General features: G+C 67.5%; 25 protein-coding genes. 24 read left to right on the plus strand and 1 reads right to left on the minus strand.

Annotation, left to right across the window (positions count from 1 at the left end; all coding sequences use genetic code 11):
• Positions 1-26 precede the first annotated feature (26 nt).
• From INP52_RS02370 to INP52_RS02430, 13 genes are all read left to right on the plus strand, one after another.
• Positions 27-305 (plus strand): BMC domain-containing protein, encoded by a 279-nt coding sequence (locus INP52_RS02370; protein WP_194372096.1) that lies wholly within the window; start codon positions 27-29, stop codon positions 303-305.
• Between the two features lie 5 nt (positions 306-310).
• On the plus strand, positions 311-1120 hold the full coding sequence (locus tag INP52_RS02375) for a tetratricopeptide repeat protein (protein WP_194372097.1): 810 nt from the start codon (positions 311-313) through the stop codon (positions 1118-1120).
• A gap of 71 nt (positions 1121-1191) precedes the next feature.
• Positions 1192-2133: a DUF4037 domain-containing protein gene (locus INP52_RS02380; RefSeq protein ID WP_228478384.1), complete on the plus strand. Its 942-nt coding sequence runs from the start codon at positions 1192-1194 to the stop codon at positions 2131-2133.
• A gap of 71 nt (positions 2134-2204) precedes the next feature.
• A complete protein-coding gene (locus INP52_RS02385) occupies positions 2205-2849 on the plus strand; it encodes a DUF4125 family protein (RefSeq protein WP_194372098.1) in 645 nt (214 codons plus the stop codon).
• A complete protein-coding gene (locus tag INP52_RS02390; protein WP_194372099.1) occupies positions 2846-3703 on the plus strand; it encodes a MerR family transcriptional regulator in 858 nt (285 codons plus the stop codon). Before INP52_RS02385 ends, INP52_RS02390 begins: the two co-directional genes overlap by 4 nt.
• Positions 3704-3705: 2 nt before the next feature.
• Positions 3706-4794 (plus strand): 1-propanol dehydrogenase PduQ, encoded by a 1089-nt coding sequence (locus tag INP52_RS02395; RefSeq protein WP_194372100.1) that lies wholly within the window; start codon positions 3706-3708, stop codon positions 4792-4794.
• 229 nt (positions 4795-5023) lie between these two features.
• Positions 5024-5452, plus strand: coding sequence for a 6-pyruvoyl trahydropterin synthase family protein (locus tag INP52_RS02400; RefSeq protein ID WP_194372101.1), 429 nt, complete (start codon positions 5024-5026; stop codon positions 5450-5452).
• 65 nt (positions 5453-5517) lie between these two features.
• Positions 5518-6561 (plus strand): glycoside hydrolase family 5 protein, encoded by a 1044-nt coding sequence (locus INP52_RS02405; RefSeq protein ID WP_194372102.1) that lies wholly within the window; start codon positions 5518-5520, stop codon positions 6559-6561.
• Positions 6561-7427 carry a 16S rRNA (cytidine(1402)-2'-O)-methyltransferase gene (rsmI, locus tag INP52_RS02410; protein WP_194372103.1) on the plus strand — a complete coding sequence of 289 codons (867 nt, stop codon included), beginning with the start codon at positions 6561-6563 and terminating at the stop codon, positions 7425-7427. The genes INP52_RS02405 and rsmI overlap by 1 nt, the downstream gene beginning before the upstream one ends.
• 311 nt (positions 7428-7738) lie before the next feature.
• A complete protein-coding gene (locus INP52_RS02415) occupies positions 7739-8866 on the plus strand; it encodes a 5-methyltetrahydropteroyltriglutamate--homocysteine S-methyltransferase (protein WP_194372105.1) in 1128 nt (375 codons plus the stop codon).
• A gap of 315 nt (positions 8867-9181) precedes the next feature.
• Positions 9182-9562, plus strand: coding sequence for a hypothetical protein (locus INP52_RS02420; RefSeq protein WP_194372107.1), 381 nt, complete (start codon positions 9182-9184; stop codon positions 9560-9562).
• The gene (locus tag INP52_RS02425; protein WP_194372109.1) at positions 9562-9984 is read left to right on the plus strand and encodes a GntR family transcriptional regulator; all 423 of its coding nucleotides are present in this window, start codon (positions 9562-9564) and stop codon (positions 9982-9984) included. The genes INP52_RS02420 and INP52_RS02425 overlap by 1 nt, the downstream gene beginning before the upstream one ends.
• Positions 9977-11068: a DUF1648 domain-containing protein gene (locus INP52_RS02430; protein WP_194372111.1), complete on the plus strand. Its 1092-nt coding sequence runs from the start codon at positions 9977-9979 to the stop codon at positions 11066-11068. Before INP52_RS02425 ends, INP52_RS02430 begins: the two co-directional genes overlap by 8 nt.
• Before the next feature lie 45 nt (positions 11069-11113).
• On the opposite strand, the gene INP52_RS02435 is transcribed toward INP52_RS02430, so the two are convergent.
• Positions 11114-12034: a LysR family transcriptional regulator gene (locus tag INP52_RS02435; protein ID WP_194372113.1), complete on the minus strand. Its 921-nt coding sequence runs from the start codon at positions 12032-12034 to the stop codon at positions 11114-11116.
• Between the two features lie 167 nt (positions 12035-12201).
• Between INP52_RS02435 and metG the strand changes: the two genes are divergently transcribed.
• From metG to INP52_RS02490, 11 genes are all read left to right on the plus strand, one after another.
• Complete coding sequence (gene metG / locus INP52_RS02440) at positions 12202-13809, plus strand: methionine--tRNA ligase (RefSeq protein WP_228478385.1); 1608 nt, start codon at positions 12202-12204, stop codon at positions 13807-13809.
• 6 nt (positions 13810-13815) lie between these two features.
• Positions 13816-14802: a 16S rRNA (adenine(1518)-N(6)/adenine(1519)-N(6))-dimethyltransferase RsmA gene (gene rsmA, locus INP52_RS02445; RefSeq protein ID WP_194372115.1), complete on the plus strand. Its 987-nt coding sequence runs from the start codon at positions 13816-13818 to the stop codon at positions 14800-14802.
• Positions 14795-15805, plus strand: coding sequence for a TatD family hydrolase (locus INP52_RS02450; RefSeq protein WP_194372117.1), 1011 nt, complete (start codon positions 14795-14797; stop codon positions 15803-15805). Before rsmA ends, INP52_RS02450 begins: the two co-directional genes overlap by 8 nt.
• 64 nt (positions 15806-15869) lie before the next feature.
• Positions 15870-16592 carry a ComF family protein gene (locus tag INP52_RS02455; RefSeq protein ID WP_194372119.1) on the plus strand — a complete coding sequence of 241 codons (723 nt, stop codon included), beginning with the start codon at positions 15870-15872 and terminating at the stop codon, positions 16590-16592.
• Between the two features lie 531 nt (positions 16593-17123).
• A complete protein-coding gene (locus INP52_RS02460) occupies positions 17124-18065 on the plus strand; it encodes a substrate-binding periplasmic protein (RefSeq protein WP_194372121.1) in 942 nt (313 codons plus the stop codon).
• A 119-nt stretch (positions 18066-18184) separates the two neighbouring features.
• Positions 18185-18775, plus strand: a complete 591-nt coding sequence (gene hpf, locus INP52_RS02465) for a ribosome hibernation-promoting factor, HPF/YfiA family (RefSeq protein WP_194372123.1) — start codon at positions 18185-18187, stop codon at positions 18773-18775.
• A complete protein-coding gene (locus tag INP52_RS02470) occupies positions 18765-19814 on the plus strand; it encodes a DegV family protein (protein WP_194372125.1) in 1050 nt (349 codons plus the stop codon). The genes hpf and INP52_RS02470 overlap by 11 nt, the downstream gene beginning before the upstream one ends.
• A gap of 70 nt (positions 19815-19884) precedes the next feature.
• Positions 19885-20958, plus strand: coding sequence for an NAD(P)-dependent oxidoreductase (locus INP52_RS02475; RefSeq protein WP_194372127.1), 1074 nt, complete (start codon positions 19885-19887; stop codon positions 20956-20958).
• 3 nt (positions 20959-20961) lie between these two features.
• Positions 20962-21435, plus strand: coding sequence for a hypothetical protein (locus INP52_RS02480; protein ID WP_194372129.1), 474 nt, complete (start codon positions 20962-20964; stop codon positions 21433-21435).
• 6 nt (positions 21436-21441) lie between these two features.
• Positions 21442-22224: an NYN domain-containing protein gene (locus INP52_RS02485; RefSeq protein ID WP_194372131.1), complete on the plus strand. Its 783-nt coding sequence runs from the start codon at positions 21442-21444 to the stop codon at positions 22222-22224.
• 9 nt (positions 22225-22233) lie between these two features.
• The gene (locus tag INP52_RS02490) at positions 22234-22797 is read left to right on the plus strand and encodes a hypothetical protein (protein WP_194372133.1); all 564 of its coding nucleotides are present in this window, start codon (positions 22234-22236) and stop codon (positions 22795-22797) included.
• Positions 22798-22897: the final 100 nt, after the last annotated feature.

Raw genomic sequence — 22897 nt, forward strand, 5'->3', positions numbered from 1 at the left:
ACGGTCTTCGTACAAGGAGGATTGAAATGAGAAATGCACTGGGCATGGTCGAGACCATGGGAAACGTTGGGGTCGTCGAGGCATCTGACGCCATGGTCAAGGCCGCAGAGGTGACGCTGGTGGGCAAGGTCAACGTGGGAGGCGGAATCGTCACCACCTTTATTCGCGGTGACGTGGCCGCCGTGAAGGCAGCCACCGACGCGGGTGCCGCAGCCGCCGAGCGCGTCGGCGAGCTGCGCTCCGTGCACGTGATCCCGCGGCCCGACGCCGAGATCGAGAAGATCGTCCCGCACCTGAACAGCTAGACGTCATGGATGTCTCGAGCTTTTACGCCCAGCTCGACGGCCTGTATCATGAGGCGGGCTCAGACGTAGGCGGATACCTCAGGGGCCGCCTGCGTCTTGCCCGTTCGCAAGAGGACGAGCTGGGCGTCGCAGCCGTTGCGAACGAACTGGGAAGCGTCTTGAGGGTCCGTGGCGAGCTCGGGGAGTCCGAGGACCTATATGGCGAGGTGCTGGCCATTCTGCGCAGGCGCGGTGCTCAAGACGAACAGGTCGCCACGGCCCTTCTCAACCTGGGCGACGTCTACGTTGCCCAGGGCAGGTACTTGGTGGCGGTCGACGCGTTCGACCAAGCCGAGTCCCTTCTGGGCGAGGGCGACGTCTACGAGCTCAGCGCCGTGTGCAACAATCGGAGCAGCGCCTATCGGGGCCTTGGTGAGTTTGCGCGGGCCCGACAGGACCTGCGCCGGGCCGCGCGGCTGCTCGAGGGCGTTCCTGATTCCGAGGGTGCGCGCGCGGTCAACGCCATCAACCTCGCACAGATTCTTGTGGACGAGGGAAGGCTTCCAGAGGCCAGAGACGTCCTGGCTCCGGCTCTGGTGGCCTACGTGACACTGAGCGCGGGACGCGACATCCACCGTCCGAACGCGCTCGCCACGGCAGGCAAGATCAGCTATCTGATGGGCGCGTATCGAGCGTCCGCCGAGCTCTACGAAAGCGCATGGAAGTCCCTCTCCCAGAAGCTCGGCGAGTCAAAGACGGCCGCGGCCCTGCGCGGGGAGGCACAGAGGATTCGAAGGCTCGCGGATGAGGTCGAGGGAGAAGGCCGGCGCACCTAGCACGTTTCTTTCGCGCACGGCGGATGGCGCACGACGGTCTTCACGCGAGGGGCCCATACGAGAATGAGAGCATGGTTGGTATGCGGGGGCTCGAGCTTTCCAGGAACTACTACAACGTCTATGGGCAAGCCCTTCTGGCGAGCGTTCCCCCTTCGGTGGGGACCAATCTTGCCATGGGCCTCGTTGGGGCGGGTTCTGAATGTCTCGGGTTCGATGACGAACTGTCACGTGATCATGACTTTGGGCCGGGGTTCTGCGTCTGGGCGCCGCGCGCCGTGTATGTGCAGTGGGGCCCGGAGCTCGTGGACGCCTACGAGCGGCTCCCCCGGAGCTTCGGGGGCCTGGAGCGCAACGAGACGAGCCTCGCGGGACAGCGCGTCGGCGTCTTCGAGACCGAGGCCTTCTATCGGACGTTCACCGGCCTGGAGCGGGCCCCCCAGTCCGTGGGGGAGTGGCTCAGCATTCCCGAGCAGCTGCTCGCACTGGTGGCCGACGGCGAGGTCTTCTCTGACCCCAGCAGGTACTTCACCAATCTGCGTGAGGCGTACCGGGGCTTTTATCCCGAGCAGGTCGTGCGCAAGAAGCTCGCGGCAGACTTGGCGTCCATGGCTCAGTCCGGGCAGTACAATCTGGGACGCTGCCTGAGAAGGGACGACCCGGTCGCGGCAAACGTCGCGCGCACCGAGTTTGTGCAGAGCGTCCTGGCGGCCCTTCACCTGCTCTCCAGGACGTATATGCCCTACTACAAGTGGTCCTTCAGGTCACTGTCCGAGCGCGCGCACGTCCCGGAGCCGATCTGCGCGCTCGTACGCAAGGTGGCCTCCGCCCCCGTCTGCGAGGTCACGGCCGACCAGGTTGACTCCCTCTGCGAGGTCATGCTGAGATGCGTCCTCACCCTGGGGTGGGCGTCGACGACCAGCGACTTTCTTCTGGACGCGGCCGTAGAGATCTGGCAGGGCCTGGACAGCGACTACCTGAGGGGTCGCCCTCTGGAGGAGGGAGTGTTCCATTGACGGATCAAGCGACCTCATCGGCGGTTGGGTCATGTCAGGCGCACCGGTCTCGCCTGGTGCGGCGCCACCAGATGGACGAGCTGTTCTCGTCTCCTACGGTGGCGGGGTTTCTCGCGGGTCAGGGCCTACGAGAGCGTGAGCAGTCCCTCCTTCGCACGATTGTCTCGATTGAGTGGTCCCAGTTTGACCGCGTGCAAAACATGAGCGGCCGAACGTCCTGCCAAGACGACGTCCGCCGGTTCTTTGTCTTTCGCGTCGCGCAGTACGCCGCCTTTCCCTCGGCGATGCTGTCGCCCCTCTGCGACGAGCTGGAGCGCTCCGAGCGCGAGGGCCGCAACCTGGTTCAGGAGAAGTACGCGCGGATGATGGAGCGGACGGACCCGGAGAGCTTCGCGCGCGACTGGAAGCTCCGGCTGGGGCCCCTCTCGCCGGTGAAGCGCGGAGTCCTTGACGAGCTGGGCGAGCTGATGCGGGGCTACGTGAGAGCCGCCGCGCGAGGGCTTCCCGTCTCGCATGGCCACGCGCGTCCGGACGTCTCTGCGGATGGTCGCATCTCGTCGGTGGACTATCTCCTGGCGGAGCTCTCCTCGTACTCGCTGGGCGCGCTCTTCCTGCTCAAGGACGCCCTCTCGTGCGGCTCGCGTGACGCGTCCAATCCCGTGGAAAAGGCCTACGAGCTCGCGGTATGTCTGAGCGCCCTGATGGAGGAGACATGACGAACCTTTTCGACGGCTCCAGAAAGAAGCTCTACAGGATCGGTGACGTGAGCCGGATGAGCGGCATCTCGCGGCGGACGCTCAGGCTCTACGACGAGCTTGGGCTCGTCAAGCCCGACCTGGTCGCGGGGAACAAGTACCGCCACTACTCGCTCAGGACCGTTCTCAAGATCCCCGTCATCAACTACCTCAAGATGATGGGCTTCCCCCTCGAGGAGATCTCGGAGATGCTGACGTGCTCCAACCTCGGAGAGACCCGGCGGCACTTCGTTGAGCACCTGGAGCTCTGCGACAAGGAGGAGCGCCGGATTTCGGAGCAGCGCCAGGCCATCTACGACTGGAGCGAGCTCATCGCCGAGGCCAACGGCGTGCTGAGCGTCAGCCAGACGTCCGTGAACGTCAAGTTCGCGCCCGAGTCGACCCTCATCTGCATGCCTCATCGCTTCACGGGCGACTTCGCCGAGTCGATCATCTCGCCGGACTTCAGCATGTTCGTGAGCCAGCACAACAACGCGATCACCGGGCCGGTGATCTTGAGGTTCAAGACGCTCGAAGACGCCTCGGCCGCCGTGTGCGGTGGCGAGGGATGCGACGTCGACCTGCTTCAGAAGGCGATGCGGCCCATTGACGAGGAGTGCCGCGTGCTGGTTGGAGGGCGCATGTTCCTCTCGACCTATCACTGTGGTCGGTTCGAGGACATGTGCGAGTCGTTCGAGCGGCTGTCCGACTACGCGAGGGACAACGGGTACCGGCTCTCGAGCGAGGTCTACGAGCGCTTCGTGACGGACTACTGGACCTCATACGACTCGAACCTTTTTGTGGTGGAAATAATGGCAGCGATTGAAACGGAGTAAGCATGGACGAGTTCAAGCTCAACACGCAGCTGTACTTTGGGTCGCGTGCGGTCGATTGCCTGGGCAAGATTGACGGCAGCAACGTTCTTGTGGTCACGGACGGCTTCCTCGAGAAGTCGGGCATGGTCGCCAAGATGGTGCAGCACCTCCCCATGGGGGCCACGTACCAGACCTATTCCAACGTGAAGCCCGACCCGAGTCAGGAGCTCGTGGACGAGGGCATCGAGATGATCCTCGGGCTGCATCCCGACGTCGTCATCGCGTTCGGCGGCGGCTCCTGCATCGATTCCACCAAGGCTATCCTGTACTTCGCGCGCGAGAGGGGCCTCGAGCGGCCGTACTTCCTGGCCGTCCCCACGACGGCGGGAACGGGCTCGGAGGTCACCAACTTCGCGGTCATCACGCGCGGGTCCGACAAGGTGGTGCTCATCGATGACTTTCTCGCCCCGGACGGCGCGCTGCTCGAGGCGGAGTTCACGCGCTCCGTGCCGACCAAGATCACGGCCGACACCGGTCTGGACGTGCTCACGCATGGCCTCGAGTCCTACGTGAGCAACAGCTCGACACCCTTTACCGAGGCGCTGTCCGTCAAGGCCCTGCGCCTCGTCTTCGAGAACCTCCCCGTCACCTTCCGAGACGGGATGTCCATGCGCGCGCGCACGCGGATGATCGAGGCGTCGTGCATCGCCGGCATCGCCTTTACCAACGCGGGTCTGGGCATCAACCATTCGCTGGCGCACGCGTTCGGCGGCCGCTTCCACGTGGCCCATGGCAGAATCAACGCCGTCCTGCTCCCGTACGTCATGCGCTTCCACATGGGCGAGGACGCCTATCGCGAGCCGTACGAGCGCCTTGCCCACGAGCTGGGCCTGAGAGACGCCGACGAGCTGCTCCAGAGGATCATCGGCATCCGTGGCGAGCTCGGCGTCGAGGAGCGCCTCGCGGACCTGGGCATAGACGCGTCCTCGTTCGAGGTCGAGCTGAGCGGCATGGCCGAGGCCGCGCTGCACGACCGCTGCACGCCCACCAACCCGCGTCCTGTGTCCAAGCAAGACCTGGTCAACCTCTATCGCGACGCCTACAACGGCTAGCGGGTAAGACGTGCGTCAGAGCGAGGGCCCCTCTCATGGCGAAAGGGGCCCTCGCCCTTTTTAGGCTCGTCCCTTCTCTTCCTAGCGGGCGCGAGCGGTCCTGGTCTGATGCCGCTAGGCTGACTATACCCAGACAGGCCGCGAGACCGCCGCGCCTTTCGTCCGCAAAAGGTGTCCGGTACCCTTGTTACACTGTGAGCAGACGATTCCGCCCCCAAAGGAGGCTCCCATGTACGGACTCAAGACCGAGAGCAGCTTCGACGGCGCTCACTTCCTGACCGACTACCACGGCAAGTGCGAGAACCTCCACGGACATCGCTGGCGCGTCGTGGCCTACCTGCGCGCCCCCGAGCTGGGAGGCCAGGGCACCGAGCGCGACATGGTCGTGGACTTCGGCGTCTTCAAGCGCGCGCTGCGCGCGCTCACCGAGGAACTCGACCACACCTTCCTCGTGGAGAGGGGCTCGCTCATGGACAAGACCCTCGCGTGCCTGGACGAGGAGGGCTTCTCGCTCACCATCCTGCCCTTTCGCACCACAGCCGAGAGCCTCGCGCGCTACTTCTGCGAGCGCCTCTGCGACCAGGGGCTTCCCTGCTCGCAGGTCGACGTCTATGAAACCCCGCTTAACTGTGCGACATACCTCAGGGAGGAGGGGTAGGATTTATACCTATACTGAGGCTGAAAGAGCCGCTGAGAAGGCGCGCGAGAGGCGAAAGGCGTGGCATGGACGACCATCCGCTGCACGGTGTCAACCTGACGGGCTGGCTCACGCTCGAGTCGTGGGTCACGCCCGAGCTCTTTGCCGAGGCGGGCGCGCTTGACGAGGAGTCGCTCGTCACGGCGCTCGGGGCCAAGCGCTACGCGGACTACGTGCGCCGCCATCGGGCCGCCTTCGTCACGCGTGACGACTTCGTCAAGATCTCGGCGCGCGGCTTCAACGCCGTCCGCCTGTCGGTCCCCTGGTACGTCTACGGCGAGGAGGGCCCCGAGCCGGGCCCGTACCTGGGCTGCATCGAGCTCGTCGACGAGGCGCTCGAGTGGGCCGAGGAGATTGGTCTCAAGGTCGTCTTCGCGCTGGCGATAAACCCCGGCGCGCCCCACACCGGCAGCGGCATGGCCCCCGACCTCGCCGACTGCCACCTCCCGCGCGAGCGCGTCCTCGACGTGCTCTATGCCCTGTCCAAGCGCTACGCCTCGCGCGTGGGCTTCTTTGGCATGGAGCTCGCCGACGACATAGTCCCGCAGGTGCGCCGTGGCCTCACGCTCACCGACGGCGTGGCGATCCATCGTTTGCGCAACTACTATCGCGAGGCCTACGAGCTCGTGCGCAACGCCGCGGGTGAGGACGTCGTCGTGATCTTGCCAGACGGCGGCGTACCCACCGGCTGGGGGCGCTTCATGGCGCAGCGCCACTACCACAACGTCTGGCTCGACTGCCACCTCGACCACCCCGGGGAGTCTGTGGACGTCTCAGGCCCCACGGGCGTGCGCACCCTCGTTGGCAGGTGCGCCAGGCACGTCAAGCAGGCCTCGCGCTCGGGGATGCCCGTCATGGTGGGCAAGTGGTCGGCGTCTCTGCCCATGGCCGATCAGACCATGACGCCCGAGGGCCGCATCGCCCTCGAGCGCGTCTACACCTCCGAGCAGATCGCCGCCTATGAGGGGTGCGCCGCGTGGTTCTTCAACACCTGGAAGACCTCGGGGATGCTCGCGGGCTGGGACGCCCGCGTGGCGCTGGCCACCTTCGAGCGGGGGATGATCGTCTGATGGCAGGGCTGCTCAGCGTCGTGGGCACGCCCATAGGAAACCTCTCCGACATGGCGCCCCGCGCGATCGGGGCGCTTTCCTCCGCCGACGTGGTGCTCTGCGAGGACACGCGCGTGACGGGCAAGCTGCTCTCCGCGTTCGACCTGCACGTGCGCCTCGAGCGCTGCGACGAGAACGTCCTGGGCGAGAGGATTCCCTCCGTGCTCGCGCGCCTCGAGGAGGGCCAGAGGGTCGCCTTCGTCTCCGATGCCGGCATGCCCGGCGTCTCCGATCCGGGACAGCGGCTCGTGGACGCGGCGCTCGATGCGGGCCTTGCCGTCGAGGTGGTACCGGGGCCGAGTGCCGTGACCTGCGCCCTTGTGGCGTCAGGGCTGACAAGCGAGCACTTCTTCTTCGAGGGTTTCCTGCCGCGCCGGCGCTCGGCGCAGCGCGCGCGCCTCGAAGAGCTCGCCGTGATCCCGGGCACGCTCGTGGTCTACGAGTCCCCGCATCGCGTGGCGGACACGCTCGCCAACGTGGCCACCGTCATGGGCGACCGGCGCGTGGCTCTCGTGCGCGAGCTGACCAAGGTGCACGAGGAGGTCGTGCGCGGCGAGGCCTCCGAACTTGCTGCGATGGTGGCCGTGCGCGACGAGGTGCGCGGGGAGTGCGTGGTCGTGATCGCGGCACCCGACGCCTCCGAGCTCGAGGAGCGCCGCCGCGCCTCCGCTGGTCCCGAGCTCTCGCTCGAGGAGGCCATCGCCGCTGGCCTTGCTGACTCTGAGCCCAAGAGCGCGCTGGCCAAGCGGTTGGCCAAGTCCTTCTCGCTTCCGCGTGCCGAGGTGTACGACCGGGTGGTCGCGGCGGTCTCGACGGCTGTGAATTAGGCTGATTTCTTGGCCCCGAAGGGCGAAAGGGGACTTGTCAGCAGTTTTTGGGCTACCCCCTTCTGTCCAAAAAAGTTGCGAGCCTCTGACCTACGGCTTTTGAGGGCCCGAAGGGTCTGATACACAACGTGTCCGGGAAAAACTGCTGACAAGTCCCCTTTGGCGTTTTCGAGCGGGGTCGTATACCCCTCAAGATGGCTAAACCATAGGTAAAAGCTATCTCTAGCAAGAGATAGTAGGTATTTCCTTTTATTGGGGCGCTCCGTCACACTGTTCTGCGGAGAAACACTCGCCATCAAGGAGGAGCACTCATGAGCATCCCGTACGACCACCAGACCCCACACCGTTTTGACGTGGTGGGGAGCTTCCTGCGCTCCGACGCCCTCAAGCGCGCCCGCGCGGACCTCGAGGCCGGCGCCATCGGCCATGACCAGCTCGTTGCCATCGAGGATGAGGCCATTCGTGACCTCGTGGCCAAGGAGCAGGCAGCCGGCCTTGCGGTGATCACCGACGGCGAGTTCCGTCGCAGCTACTGGCACCTTGACTTTATGTGGGGGCTCCAGGGCATCGACCACGTTGAGCTCGACCATGGCTACTTCTTCCACGGTGAGGAGACCACGCACGGCTCCGCGCAGCTCACGGGCAAGATCAGCGGCGAGAACCACCCGTTCGTGAAGCACTTCAAGTTCGTGCAGGCCCTCGAGGATAAGAACACCGTTGCCAAGCAGACCATCCCCGCGCCCGCGCAGACCCTCTGCGAGCTGTTCCGCGACGAGGAGCATGCCCGGACGACGGCGTCGATCTACCCCAATATCGATGACCTTGTCGAGGACCTCGGCACCGCGTATCGCACCGTGATCGCGGAGCTCTACGCCGCCGGCTGCCGCCACGTCCAGCTCGATGACTGCACCTGGGGCATGATCGTGGACAAGGGCTACTGGAAGACCCGCTCGGCGAACGGTGCGACGCTCGAGGAGGAGGCTGAGCGTTATTTGCGCGTTAACAACCTCGCCCTGCGCGACCTGCCCCGTGACCTCACGGTCAACACGCACGTGTGCCGCGGCAACTACCACTCCACGTACGCCGGAAGCGGACCGTACGATCGCGTGGCTCCGTTCCTGTTCGCCCGCGAGAACGTGCACGCCTTCTTCCTGGAGTTCGACGACGAGCGCTCCGGTGGCTTCGCCCCGCTTGCCGAGGTGCCGGAGGACAAGCTGGTCGTGCTGGGACTCGTGACCACCAAGTCGCCCGTGCTCGAGAACCCCGAGCAGGTTATCGCCCGCATCCACCAGGCGGCCGAGTACGTGCCCCTGGAGCGCCTGTGTCTCTCGCCGCAGTGCGGCTTCGCGTCGTGCGAGATTGGCAACAAGCTTAGCGAGGCCGAGCAGTGGACCAAGGTGCGCCTCGTGCGTCAGATCGCCGAGGAGGTCTGGGGATAGGCCGTCACTGGAAGACCCGTGTCCTCCGCAGCTCCTCCTGCGTCCCGGTTTGCGCTCACTCGCGGATTGGGGCGCTTTATTTATTTTGAATCCATATATTCTCAGTTGACGATTGCTGGTAGGTCGTCTTTTTCGCCAACAGGAGGCGAAAGTATCAAAAACTTGCTCCAGTCCTGTTACGGTGTGCGGCATCGGGCGGATGGTAGCTCGACGAGAGGGGCTCGCCTCCTCAGACTTTCAAAAATACCTATCTGTTCTAGTTAAGATAGAACAGAAGGCGTATACTGCGGCCACCATAGAGAGTGGAGGCTCGCAATGGATGTGGAGAAGCGTCGTATCCTCGTGTTCGTCGTGGTGACGTATGCGTTGACCTGGTCGTTCGAAATAGGAGTCCTGTGGCCTGCCCTTCAGGGGGGAGGCGCTGCGGGGTCCCTTCTCGCTCTGGTTCCCATGCTCCTCCCGGCGCTCGGCGTCGTGATCGCGCGCCTGGTCACGCACGAGGGGTTTGGCCATGCGCTGCTTCGCCCCGTTCGCTTTCGCCAGACGTGGCACCTGTGGGCACTCGGAGCCTTTGGGACGGCCGCGCGCCTCGTGCGCATGCAGCGTGCGGGCAAGGAGCCGCTGCTCACGGCATCAAATGATGACAAGAGCCAGCAGGCTTCGACGCCCGTGCCGCCCGGCGGGGCGAGGCGCTGATGGTCATCACGGTGGACCGCCTCGTCGCCGAGCCGCTCTTCGAGCAGGTCCGCCGGCAGGTCATCGTCGCCATAGCCACCGGCGAGCTGCGACCCGGCGACGCGCTGCCCTCGGTGCGCTCGCTCGCGCGGGACCTGGGCATCAACCTTCATACGGTTCACAAGGCCTACGAGACCCTGGCATCCCAGGGCTACGTGCTCCTGCTCGGTCGGCGCGGCGCGTTCGTGGCCGATGCTGCCTCCGAGTCCACGGCCGGCCTCGACGCTGCCACGCTGCGCGCCGGCCTTACCCGTCTTGCCACGGAGCTCTCCGCGAGCGGAGGAACGCCCGAGGAGTTTCTCGCCCAGGCGCGCGACGTTACCAAGGCGGTGTGGCCCGCGCAGGCCTCGTCGTCCTCAGGAGAGGATCATCGTCATGTCTAGCTTCCTGTCCGTTCTTCTCGCCATCTGCCTGGCGCTTCCCGGCCTTTCGATGGCCGTCATGCCGTGGCTCACGCCCGCCGGCGAGGTCTTTGCCGTTACGGTGCCGCCCGCTGCAGTCCACGACCCACGTATCCGCCGCCTGCGCGCGGGCTATGCGGCGGCCATGGTCGCGCTCACGGTGGCTGTGGCCCTCATCGGCGTTCTCGACCCCACGAACGTCGCGCTTTACGTCACGCTCTGCATGGTCCTGCCCGTCGTGGGGTTCGCAGGCATGCTCGTCTGCCGTGCCCGCGTCCAGGCGATCAAGGTCCGGGAGGGCTGGCGCGCCACCGGTGAGAAGACCACCTCCGCAGTGCTGCCCGCCGCCGCTCCCGGCCCCCTGCCCCTTGCGTGGAACCTTCTCTATCTGCCCATTATCAGCGCCACGGCGGCGCTGACCGTGGCGCTCTATCCCTCCATGCCGGCTCAGATCCCCATGCACACGGGTCTGGACGGCGTCGTGAACGGCTGGGCCGAAAAGTCCTGGGGCGCGGCGGCACTTCCCGTTCTCATGCAGCTCTTCATGGCTGCCGTCATGATCGCCTGCCACGCGGGCGTGCTCGTGAGCAAGCGCGGGGGAGCGGGCGCGTGCCCGGTGGCGGGTGCCCTCGCGTACGGGCGCTTCGCGCAAGTCCAGACCGCCTCGCTTCTGGGCATGGGCCTCGCGCTCACAGCGTCGATGACGCTCATGGTGCTCTCCGAAGCCCAGATCGTTGGCATGGGGGAGGCGGGCGCACTCGTGGGCGTGCTGACGCTCGTGAGCACCGGTGTCGCCCTGGCCCTCTCCGCATGGACGGGCCAGTCCGGCGCACGCCTCTTGGGGACCTCCGCTGGGCGTGACGAGGTCCTTTCCACCGACGACGATGGCCTCTGGAAGGGCGGCGTCTTCTACGTGAGCCGCGACGACCCGAGCGTCATGGTACCCAAGCGCTTCGGCGTGGGCTGGACGCTCAACTGGGGCAACTGGCGCTCGTGGGCGGTGACGGGCGCCTTCGTGGCGTTGACGGCGTTGTTCGTCTGGCTGACCATGGTGCTCGTGGGGTAGCCGGTCGAGTGCGCTGCCGAGAAGCCCGCCGCGTCGCACCACCCCTCACGCCTCGCTGTACCCCTGTCCCTGCACGTAGGCCCTCAGGTGCTCGACGTAGCGCGCGGCGACTGCGGAGAGCGGACGGCCGGAGAGCTTGACAAAGCCCAGCTCCATCTCCTCGTCGGACTCGAGCGGCACGGCCACGATGTTCTCGCCGTTCAGGTCGGCTGAGAGGATGCCGGAGCTGATGGTGTAGCCGTCAAGGCCGATGAGCAGGTTGAACAGGGTCGCGCGGTCCGTGACCACGATGTTCTTGTCGGCCTGCTCGGTGGGGTGGAGCTCCTCGGAGAAGAAGAAGGAGTTCTGCGTGCCCTGGTCGTAGGTCAGGCGCACGAACGGCTCCAGGTCGCTTAGACTCACGCGCTCTCGCCCGGCCAAGGGGCTCGTCCGGCTCACGAAGATGTGCGGCCGCGCCACGAAGAGCGGCTCGAAGCGCAGCTCCGCCCGGCGCACGGCACCCGTGATGACCTCGCGGTTGAAGGGGCTGCGAAAGAGCACGCCCAGCTCGCTTCTCTGCGTACGCACGTCGTCGATGATGCCCGCCGTGGGCCCCTCGCGCAGGGAGAACTCGTAGCGGTCGCGGCCCATCTCGCGCACGAGCTCCACAAACGCGTTGACCACGAAGGCGTAGTGCTGCGACGAGACGGCAAAGACCCGGCGCGGCGGCGTGCCGTGCGCGTAGGCGCTCTCCAGGAGGTCGGCCTGCTCGATGACCTGTCGCGCGTAGGAGAGAAAGCGCGTCCCCTCCTCGCTCACGCGTACGCCACGGGCACCGCGCTCGAAGATCGTGACGCCCATCTCGGCCTCGAGCTCGGCCACGGCCGCCGAGAGGCTCGGCTGCGAGATGAACAGGCGCGCCGCGGCCGCCGTTATGGAGCCTGCGTCGGCCACCTCTACCACGTACCTCAGCTGCTGAAGCGTCATGGGCCCCACCTTCTCTCGTCTCGCTGCCGCCTGCACCCTCCGCGCCGTGACCCCGGAGTCCGCATCGCGCCCGGACCATGCATAAGAGTACAATTATCAAGCTGCGGCCGCACGCCTTGTCGCGCCCCCCCGCCTCGATGCCATCCGTCCGTCATGAGGAGAGTCCTGTGGCAGAAAAGCCTTCCTACTTCATCACCACCCCGATCTACTACGTCAACGCCGCGCCCCACCTGGGCACCGCGTACTGCACGATCCTCACGGACGTCCAGGCGCGCTTCCGTCGCGCGATGGGCTACGACGTCAAGTTCCTGACCGGCATGGATGAGCACGGCCAGAAGGTCGCCGAGGCCGCCGAGGAGCACGAGATGAGCCCTCAGCAATGGTGCGACACCCAGGTTCCGCTCTTCAAGGACCTCTGGGGGCGCCTCGAGATCTCCAATGACGACTTCATCCGCACGACCGAGCCCCGCCAGCGTCATGCCGTCCAGTACCTCTGGGAGCGCATGAGGGAGTCGGGCTACCTCTACAAGGGCAGCTACGACGGCTGGTACTGCGTGCCCGAGGAGACCTACTTCACCGAGACCCAGGTCGAGAAGGCCGACAAGGGGCGCGAGCGCCCCGGAGCCCACCTCTGCCCCGACTGCGGCCGGCCCCTCGAGCGCGTCCGGGAAGAGTCCTGGTTCTTCAAGCTCTCCGCGTTCCAGGACCGCCTGCTCGCGCTCTATGACGAGCACCCCGACTTCGTGCAGCCGGACTTTCGCATGAACGAGGTGCGCTCCTTCGTGGCCGGTGGCCTGCAGGACCTCTCGGTCAGCCGCACGACCTTCGACTGGGGCATCCCCGTCCCCTTCGACGAGGGCCACGTCACCTACGTGTGGTTCGACGCGCTGCTCAACTATATGACGGCGGTGGGCTACGGCGCGGACGACGAGGCCGCGCGCGCCGAGTTCGCGCGACGCTGGCCCGCCCAGTGCCACGTGGTGGGCAAGGACATCATCCGCTTCCACTGCGTCATCTGGCCGGCCATGCTCATGGCCATCGGTGCGGACCTGCCCGACCACGTCTTCGCCCACGGCTTCCTCACGGTCAAGAACTCCGAGACCGGCTACGCCGAGAAGATGTCCAAGTCACGTGGCAACGCGATCGCGCCGGCCGAGGTCATCGACCTTCTGGGCGTGGAGGGCTACCGCTACTACTTCATGTGCGACGTCTCCCACGGAGAGGACTCTGCCATCAGCTTCGAGCGCATGGAGCAGGTCTACAACGCCGACTTGGCCAACAGCTGGGGCAACCTCGTCTCACGGGCGCTCAACATGAGCGCCAAGTACTTCGACGGCAAGACGCCCACCCTCGCGGACGGCTGGGAGTGGCGGCCCGGCGTCCTTCACGACCTCGCCCAGGGCATCTGCGAGCGCTACGCCGCGCGCATGGAGAAGATGGACTACGTGGGCGCCAAGGACGTGGTCATGGAGCTCGTCCACGCCGCCAACCACTTCATCGAGGACTCGGCCCCCTGGGCCGTGGCCAAGGACCCCGCGCGCGCGGGCGAGCTCACGGACATCATCTCGAGCCTGCTCGAGTCGATTCGCATCTGCGCCCACCTGCTCGCTCCCTTCATGCCCACGAGCTCCGCCGAGGTCCTCGCGCGCATGTCGCTTTCCAACGAGGCCGAGGTGGATGACCTCGCGGCAGCCTGCGCGTGGGGCGGCCTGGCGGGCGGCGTCGCCGTGACCAAGGGCGACGCGCTCTTCCCGCGCCTCGACTCCGGAAGGTAGCTGGCCGTGAGCGAGGCCTCCCCCTACTCCCGCCTCGCCAGCCCGCGCGAGACCCGCGCCGTGCTGGAGCGCTTCGACCTGGCCGCCAAGCACCGGCTGGGCCAGAACTTCCTGGTCTCTGATGCGGTGATCGGGCGCATCCTGGAGCTGGCGGAGCTCGACCAGGAGGACGTGGTTCTCGAGGTGGGCCCCGGTATCGGCACGCTCACGGTGGCTCTCTTGCCGCGCGTGGCCGCCGTCTGCGCCATCGAGGCGGACCGAACGCTCGCGCCCGTGCTCTCTGAGACCTGCGCCACGGATGGCGAGAAGCTTGCGCTCGTGGTCGCAGACGCGCTCAAGGTGGGGCCCGCGGAGGTTGCGGCGGCGCTTGCCGCGTGTGGGGGACAAGCCGACAAGGTCGTGCCCACCAAGCTCGTCTCCAACCTCCCGTACCAGGTCGCGGCCACCGTGATCATGCGCTTCCTGCAAGAGTGGCCGTCTCTTGGGCGCTGCGTGGTGATGGTGCAGGCCGAGGTCGCCGACCGCATCTGCGCCGAGCCGGGCAGCCGCACCTATGGCGCCTACACGGCCAAGCTCGCGCTTCTGGGGCGGGTGACGGGGCGCTTCGAGGTGGGCCCGTCCAGCTTCACGCCGGCCCCGCACGTGGACTCGGCCGTGGTGCGCATCGAGCGCACCCGCCCGCGCGACCCCCAGACGGGAGAGCCCCTCGCTCCCGCGCAGGTCGCGGCCACGACGGCCGTGATCGACGCCGCCTTCGCGCAGCGTCGCAAGACCATCCGCAACTCCATGTCCGCCTCGGGGTTTGCCAAGGACGAGCTCGATCGTGGCCTTGCGGCCGCGGGAATCGATTCTCGCCGTCGGGCCGAGACCCTCGCCCCGGCGGAGTTCGTGCGCCTCGCCGCCGCCCTGCCCTCGGCGCTGCCCGCAGCTCCGTCCGCGATTCCGCCTGCGGTCCCGCCCGCAGCCCTTCCCCTGGGAGGAAACCATGCCTGAGCTCGTCGTGCTCGACCACCTGACCCTTGCCGACGGGGAGCTCTTCCATGACCGAAAGGGCCGCGTGTGCGCTCTGCCGCGGCCCCTCGCCCCGCTCGCGGACACCCATGGGCACCTCACGAGCTTCAAGGGGCATGACCCGGCGCTCGCGCTCGCCCGCGCGGCGCTCGTGGGCGTGCGCCTGCTCGTGGTCCCGGTGGACCCCGTGAGCGAGATCCCAGGCACCTGGCCGGACGTGGCCGCGCTTCTCGCCTGGCTCGACGACCAGGTCGAGACCGCTCACGAATGCCTCGAGGAGTGCGCCGAGCAGGGCTTCGCGCCGCCCGCCTTTGACGGCTACGGCGCGCCCGACCTCCTGGACAACGTGCGTATCGTCGCGGGTGCGCACCCGTATGGGGCCGAGGGCCTCGACGAGGCGGCCCTTGCGCGCCTGGACGAGCTTCTGGAGAGCCCCCGCGCGGTGGGCGTGGGCGAGATTGGCCTGGACTTTGGCCCCTACGCGCCTGCGAGCCCCGAGGTGCAGGAGCGGGCGTTTCGCCGTCAGCTGGAGGTCGCCCGCGAGAGGCGCCTGCCCGTCGAGCTCCACATCCGCGACGCGGCGGGTGACGTGTGCGTGGGGGCCCACCGGGACCTCGCGCGCATCCTGGGCGAGCTCGGCGTGCCGGAGGCCGGCTGCGACCTGCACTGCTTCACCTCGGGCGTCAGGGTCATGGAGGACTTCGCGCGCCTGGGCTGCCACATGGCGTTCGGCGGTGCCCTCACCTTCTCGCGCTCCGACGACATCCGCAAGGCGGCGGCCTTCTGCCCGGAGCGCCTCCTGCTCTCCGAGACCGACTGCCCCTACATGGCCCCGGTGCCCCTGCGCGGCGAGGAGGGCGAGCCTGCGATGGTGGCCTTCACCGTGGCGCGCCTCGCCGACGTGCGCGCCGACGTCGGCCGCGCGAGCCGTCAGGCCACCTATGACGCCCTCTGGAGAAACGCGCGTGCGTTCTTCTCGGTGTAGCGGGGGCGGCGTGCTAGACTGAGCTCCCACGAGGACCCCCATCTGCCGTGAGAAGGGGGTCGTCATGCCCATTTTTGGCGTGGCCGCCGAGGCGCTCGCGGAGCTTTTCTGGCCCACGCGCTGCGTGGGCTGCGATCAGCCCGGCGAGCTCGTCTGCGACGAGTGCCGCCGAGAGCTGCCGTGGGTCGAGCAGCGTCTGGCCTGCCCCGTCTGCGGTGCCCCGTTTGGCTTTCTCACCTGTACGGAGTGTGACGGCAGCTGGGTCCCGCGCGCCACCGTGGCCGCGTTGGGCTTCGAGGGTGCCGCCGCGCGCATGGTCCGCTGCCTCAAGGACTTCCACGAGCTGCGCCTGGCCCCCGTCATGGCCGCCGCGATGCTCTGCGCGCTCGAGGAGGCCGCGGCCTGGCCCGCCGCCGACGGAGCCGCGCGCTTCGACGTGGGGCGCACGAGCGCCGTCTGCTTCGTCCCCGCTACGGCGGCCGCCTTCGCCCGGCGCGGCTTCGACCACATGGAGCTCGTCGTCCGCCCGCTCGCCCGTGCGCTCGACCTGCCGCTTGCCGACGTGCTCGCCCGCCTGCCGGCGCGTGACCAGCGCGTCCTGGGGCGAGCGGGCCGTGCGGACAACCTCGCGGGCACGGTCTGCGTGACGCAGGACGTGTGCGGCCTCGACCTCCTGCTCGTTGACGACGTGGCCACCACGGGCGCCTCCGTGAACGAGGCCGCGCGCTCGCTTCTCGCCCGGGGCGCCTCGTCCGTCACCGCCTGCGTCCTCGCCCGCGTCTGGTGAGATGCGGGCGAGACGGAGGGCGTGCGAGAAGGGGCGTATTCACGAATCCCGCGCCGTGGAACGCCAGAGCCCCCCTGTCGTGTGCCCCACCGTCCGTTTCGTGAGCGCCCACGGCCCCGGCCGTGCCACAGCCCTCGTTTCGTGAGCGCACGCAGTCTCGCCGGCGGGTCGTGTTCCGTGACCGCGCCTCAAGAAACCCCGCGCCCTTCACGCGACCTGCGAGCGGCGGGTATACTGAATCAGTCTCATCCAGGTCTGTGGTTGCGGGCGGCCGCGCGCCGCCCTATTCCATGCCAGACGAGGGCAAAGGGATCCACGTAAGTCCGTGCGCGCGTGCGGGCGATCATGGCTCGTCCTAGAGGTAAGTCGTACCGCCCGTCATACACTGAGGCATCCCGCCTCGCGGGCGAGAGGGGCTACAGTGCGGGCGCCCGGGCGTCCGACGCGACGTCCCCGGTGCGCGAGTGTGGGGTCAAAGACCAGGTCAGCTGGGTGAGGCGCGATGGAAGACGGAGAAGGGCAGGACAGACAATGAAGCGCAACCGCAGGGACACCGCCGCGAAGGCTGCCGCAGCCGCCCTTGCGCTCGTTGTCTTGGCAGGCTGTTCGATCGGCCCCGTCAACCTTGACTCCCTGGTGGGCCAGACGTCGGTGGCCGAGGCCCGCGCCCAGCGTCGCGAGCGCCTCGTCCCCGTTGTGGCCGACTCCGACCTCAGCGAGGCGGGCGCGCTCACGGTGGGCGTCAAGTCCTCGGAGGCGGCGCCCCTCGTTCTCAGGTCGACGACCGACGGCTCCCTTGCGGGCATCGACGTCGACACCGCCTACGCGCTCGCCGACGCGCTCGGCCTGTCCAGCGTGACGTTCGTCTCGGTGCCCAGCGCCTCGGCGGGCCTCGCGTCCGGCTGCGACGTGGTCATGGGCGTCGACGCAAACGAGGACGCGGCCGTCACGGTCGTGGGCGACTACGCACAGAGCGCCTTGGGCGTCTTTGGCGGCTCCTCCGCGAGCGCGTCGGTTGACGCATCCGACCTCGCGGGCGCCACGGTCGCGGTCCAGTCCGGCTCGGTCTCCCAGGCGGCCCTCTCCAAGCTTGACCTCTCCGTTGACGAGTCGACCTACACGAACCTCAACGAGGCCTTCGATGCCCTCTCCGCCGGCTCGGCCGACTACGTTGTCTGCGATGCCTACGCAGGTGCCTACCTGGCCTGCACCCACGATGGGATCTCGTTTGTGGGCACGCTCGACGACCCCTCCTCGGTGGGCGTGGCGCTTTCCCCGGACGCCTCGTCTCTCACGGCGGCCGTGCGGATCGCCCTCGAGCAGGTCCAAGAAAACGGCGTGGCCGCCATCGCCAAGGCCCGCTGGGTCGGGGACCTTCCCACGCTGACGGACGCGACCAAGGTCACGGGGGTCTCCGCGACGCTCGCCACCGCCGTTGACGCCACCGCTGCCACCGCGACGGCCGGGCAGTGAGGGCCGCTCGCACCCGTGGGCGCCTCGCGCGGCGGTGTGCCCCGTGCTCAATTGGGTATCAGGGACGTAGGGACGCGGTGCTCGTCATCCGCGTCCAAGGCAATCGTTAGGAGGCTCGTATGGTGGACATCAAGATTTCTGGCCGCAAGGTGAACGTGTCCGACCCCCTGCGCGCGCACGTTGAGGATAAGATAGGAAACGCCCTCAGGGTGTTTGACATTCAGCCCATGACCTGCGACGTCGTTCTGCGCGTGGACAAGAACCCCTCCAACCCCGGCCGCAAGGTCTGCGAGGTCACGATCTTCGTGCGCAACAACGTGGTCCGCGTGGTGTCCAGCTCCGATGACATGTACGCCTCCATCGACGACGCCGCCGACAAGGCTACCCGCCAGCTGCGCAAGTACAAGACCCGCATCATCGACCGCCGCCAGCGCATGGCCGCCGCCAAGGCCGGCACCGCGACCCAGGAGGACCTGGCCCAGCTCATCGAGCCGTCCGCAGAGGAGCAAGACGAGTCCCTGGTCCGCGAGAAGTACGTCGACCTGCTGCCCATGACCGAGGAGGAGGCCCTGGTCCAGACGGATCTTATCGGCCACGATTTCTACGTGTTTACCAACGCCACCACGGGGCTTGTCAACGTGATCTATCACCGCAAGAATGGCGGATACGGAATCATAAAGCCCAAGATTGAGGAGATGCATGAGCAGTAGGGGACAGTCCGCTTCACCCGAAGGCGCACCCACAGAACCGAGCACCAACGCCCAGGCGTCGCAGGAGGCTGCGCGCCTGGGCCGCGCGTATCATGCCACGTCCAACGTCAACATCATCGTGGACTCCTGCGCTGACTTCGCGCCCGAGGTCGCCCGTGCCCTGGGCGTCGAGGTCCTGGAGTTCCCGTTCGTCCTCTCGGGCGTCGAGCACCTTGATGATCTCTGGCAGTCGATGAGCCCCCACGAGTTCTACGAACGCATGCGCAAGGGGGAACCTGCGAGTACCTCGGCCATCACCCTCGGTCGCTACCTCGAGGTCTTCGAGGGGGCGGCCAAGAAGGGGACCCCGACGGTCTACCTCGCCTTCACGCGGGGCCTCTCCTCGAGCATCGACGTGGCGCGTCAGGCCGCGCAGACCGTCCGGGAGGCGCATCCGGGCTTCGAACTCTACGTCGTGGACAACGCCAACCCCTCGTCCGCAGCGCAGCTGCTCGCCATCGAGGCGGTCCACCAGGCATCCAACGGCCTCACGGCTGCCGAGCTCGTGAAGTGGGCCGAGGAGGCGCGCTACTACCTCCAGGGTTACTTCACGCTCGAGTCCTTCGACGCCCTGGCGCGCGGGGGCCGCATCCCGCCCGCCGCCGCGCAGGTGGGCGGCAAGCTGGACATCAAGCCCGAGCTCTCCTACGACCTCGCGGGCGCGCTCACGCTGCGCGGGATGTGCCGTGGCCGCAAGAAGGCCCTGCGCGCGATTCTCGCCGACTTCAAGGCCAACTACCTCCAGGAGAGCGGTGCGGACGGGCAGCTGCCCGTGGGCATCATCTCCGCGGACGCCGAGAAGGACGCCCACTGGCTTGCCGACCAGCTCCGCAAGGAGCCGGGCTGCCAGGACGCCCCCATCATCTTCAGCTCGGTGGGCCCGGTCATCGGCGCGCACGTGGGTCCGGGGATGGTGGCGCTCGTGTTCTGGGGCAAGGACCGCCGAGAGGGGCTCTCGTTCACCGACCGCCTCGCCCGGCGCGTGCGCGGCGAGCAGTAGGGCCAACGCAAGGCGTCCGCATCCGGCCGAGCGCCCCAGGGCCTCGGCGACAACGAAAGGGAAGAAGAGCATGACGACGAACCACATCCGCAAGGTCGCCTTCATTGGCACGGGAATCATGGGCGCGCGGATCGCGGGCCACATCTTGGACGCCGGCTTCGACCTCACGGTGCACAACCGCACCAAGGAGAAGGCCGAGGGGCTTATCGCCGCTGGTGCCACGTGGGCGGACACGCCCGCCGAAGCCGCGGCCGACGCGGACGTGGTCTTCACGATGGTGGGCTATCCCTCAGATGTCGAGGACCTCTACCTCTCCACGGACGGGCTCGTTCGCCGCGCCAAGAAGGGCGCCTGGCTCGTGGACCTCACCACGAGCTCGCCCGAGCTCGCGCGCGACATCCACGACGCCGCCGAGATCGAGGACATCCACGCGTTCGACTGCCCGGTCACGGGCGGCGAGCAGGGGGCCATCGACGCCACACTGACCCTCATCGTGGGCGCCACGAAGTCCCAGGTCGCCCCGGTGCGGGGCGTGCTCGAGACCTTCTCGAGTAAGGTCTTCTACTTCGACAAGCCCGGCGGGGGCCAGACCGCCAAGCTCTGCAACCAGGTCTCGCTCGCCTCGTGCATGGTGGGCTACGCCGACGCCATGGCCCTGGCCGAGCAGTCCGGCATCGACGTGAGCCGCATGCTCGAGGTGCTGGCCAGTGGGATGGGCGGTTCGGTGGCCTCCCGGGAGCTGGCGCCGCGCTCTGCGGCGGGCGATTACAAGCCGGGCTTTCTGGCCGAGCATCTGCGCAAGGACATCGGCCTGGCCCGCGCGAGCTCCGAGGAGCTCGACATCACGCTGCCGGGTGCGGAGAACGCCTACGCGCTATACGACATGCTCTGCCAGATCGGCGGCTCGCGCATGGGCACCCAGGCGCTGACGCTGCTCTACCAGGACGAGGAGACCTGCCGTGCGGCCGGGCTCGACTGGTCCCAGCTCGACCGCGGCGACGACGAGGACGGCTGCGACGAGGGGGAGAGCGGCTGCTCCTGCGGCCACGACCATGGCGATGGTGACGGCGCCTGCTGCGGCGGCCACGGGGACGGCTGCGGCCACCATCATGGCGAGGGCTGCCGCCATCACGAGGAGGAGTAGCCCGTGGGCGGCTCCTTCGCAGGTGCGATCGTCGCTTTGCTGCTGTTCTTCTTTGGCATCGTGACGGGTGCGGGCGTGGGCGACCGGCTTGCGGAGCGCTGCGTGACCCGACGCGAGTACTGGCTGTGCAACCTGGCCATCTTTCTCGTCGGGGCGCTCGTCTGCGCGCTCGTGCTGCTCACGCCCTTCACGGTGCTCGTCGGCCTGGCGATCGGGCTGGTCGCGGGTGCCATCGCGGGCCTCAAGATGGCCTTCGGCGAGTCCGTGGGGCCCTGGAAGGCCCACGACAAGTTCTTTAGAGTAAACAAAAACCAGGTCAGACGTGGTGAGGACGGTGAGCGCGCCGAGGCGGTGCGCCGCGCCCGCAGGGACGGTAGCCCCGAGCCCGAGCTCATTAGCGTACAGGACCCCGCGGCCTCCTCCGCGCCCGGGCGTGCAGGTGCCGCTGGCCGCCAGGACAAGAACAAAAGGAAGTAGAAACGCATGAACGCAACTGACATGCCCCAGAGCTCCATCGCGGTGCTCATCGACTACGAGAACCTCGCGCTGGGCACGGGCAAGCGCAAGAAGAACGGCCATCAGGAGCCGGGCCCCCTGCCCGACGTCAAGCTCATCATGGAGCGCCTCGTGGACAAGGGCCGCATCACGGCCAAGCGCGCCTACTGCGACTGGCAGCGCTTCTCCGACGCCATCACACCCCTGCACGAGCTGGGCATCGAGCTCATCGAGATCCCCGACCGCGCCTTCACGGGCAAGAACTCCGCCGACATCCGCCTGGCGGTGGACGCCATGGAGATCTGCCTCACCAAGGACCATATAGACACCTTCGCGATCCTGTCCGGCGACTCGGACTTCTCGCCGCTCGTGGCCAAGCTTAAGGAGTTCGGCAAGACGGTGATCGGCGTGGGCATGAAGGAGGCCACGAGCACGCTTCTGGCCGAGGTCTGCGACGAGTTCGTCTTCTACGAGGACCTCACGCGCGGCCCGGGCACCCCGGACTTCTCTGCCAAGGTGCCCAAGGAGAACTGGGAGTGCTACCAGCTGCTCTTCGAGACGATCGACGCCATGCAGCGCGAGAACGACGGCTTCATCCTGGCCTCGCGCCTCAAGGACACCATCAGGCGCAAGCGCCCGCAGTTCTCGGAGGGCTCCTTCGGGTACCGCTCGTTCACGGCGCTTCTGCGCGAGGCGGCCAAGCTGGGCTTCATCGAGATTCATCAGGATCCCAAGAGCGGCACCGCCGTGGTCGACGGATTCTGCGAGTAGGGGGAGAACATGGCTGATTCAGCAAGCAAGCAGGTCGCGGGCCTGGTCGAGGAGCTCTCGGGCTCGAGCAGGCGCCGTCGCCAGGAGGTCGCACACGAGGTGGCCCTCACGGCCAAGGCCAAGCCGAAGGCGGTCCTGCCGCACGTCGACGCGCTCGTCGACGCGCTCTTCAGGCCCGAGGCCCAAACGCGCTGGGAGATTCTCGACGCCCTGGCCGCGCTGGCGGACGTGGACGCGGAGAAGGTCGCGAGCGCCTTCGACGGGGCCGAGGCGTCGCTGTTCGACGACGGCTCGGCGACGGTGCGCCTGGCCGCCTTCGTGTTCCTGTGCCGCCTGGGCGCGAGCTCGCCGGCGCGCTCCGACGAGGCGTGGCCGCTCCTGGACGAGGCCATCCAGTGCTACCACGGCGACGCCGAGTACCGCGACATGCTCGCGGCGCTTCTCGGCCTCGCGCAGGGAGACGCGTCCGGTGCCACTAAGGAGGCGCTCGCCGAGCGCGTGAAGTTCGACGCCAAGAACGGGTCGGGCTACATCAAGTCCTTCTCGGCGGAGATCCTTCAAGCCCTCTCATAGAGATGTGCCGCCCTCGGGGAGTGCCGCGCGCGGACGTCGCGTCGCGGGCCCCGGGGTTAGAATGCAGAGGTTTTAGTCAGGGATGTGCCGCTTGGGTGCG

This window comes from Thermophilibacter immobilis, from assembly GCF_015277515.1.
Classification (GTDB): Bacteria; Actinomycetota; Coriobacteriia; order Coriobacteriales; family Atopobiaceae; genus Thermophilibacter; species Thermophilibacter immobilis.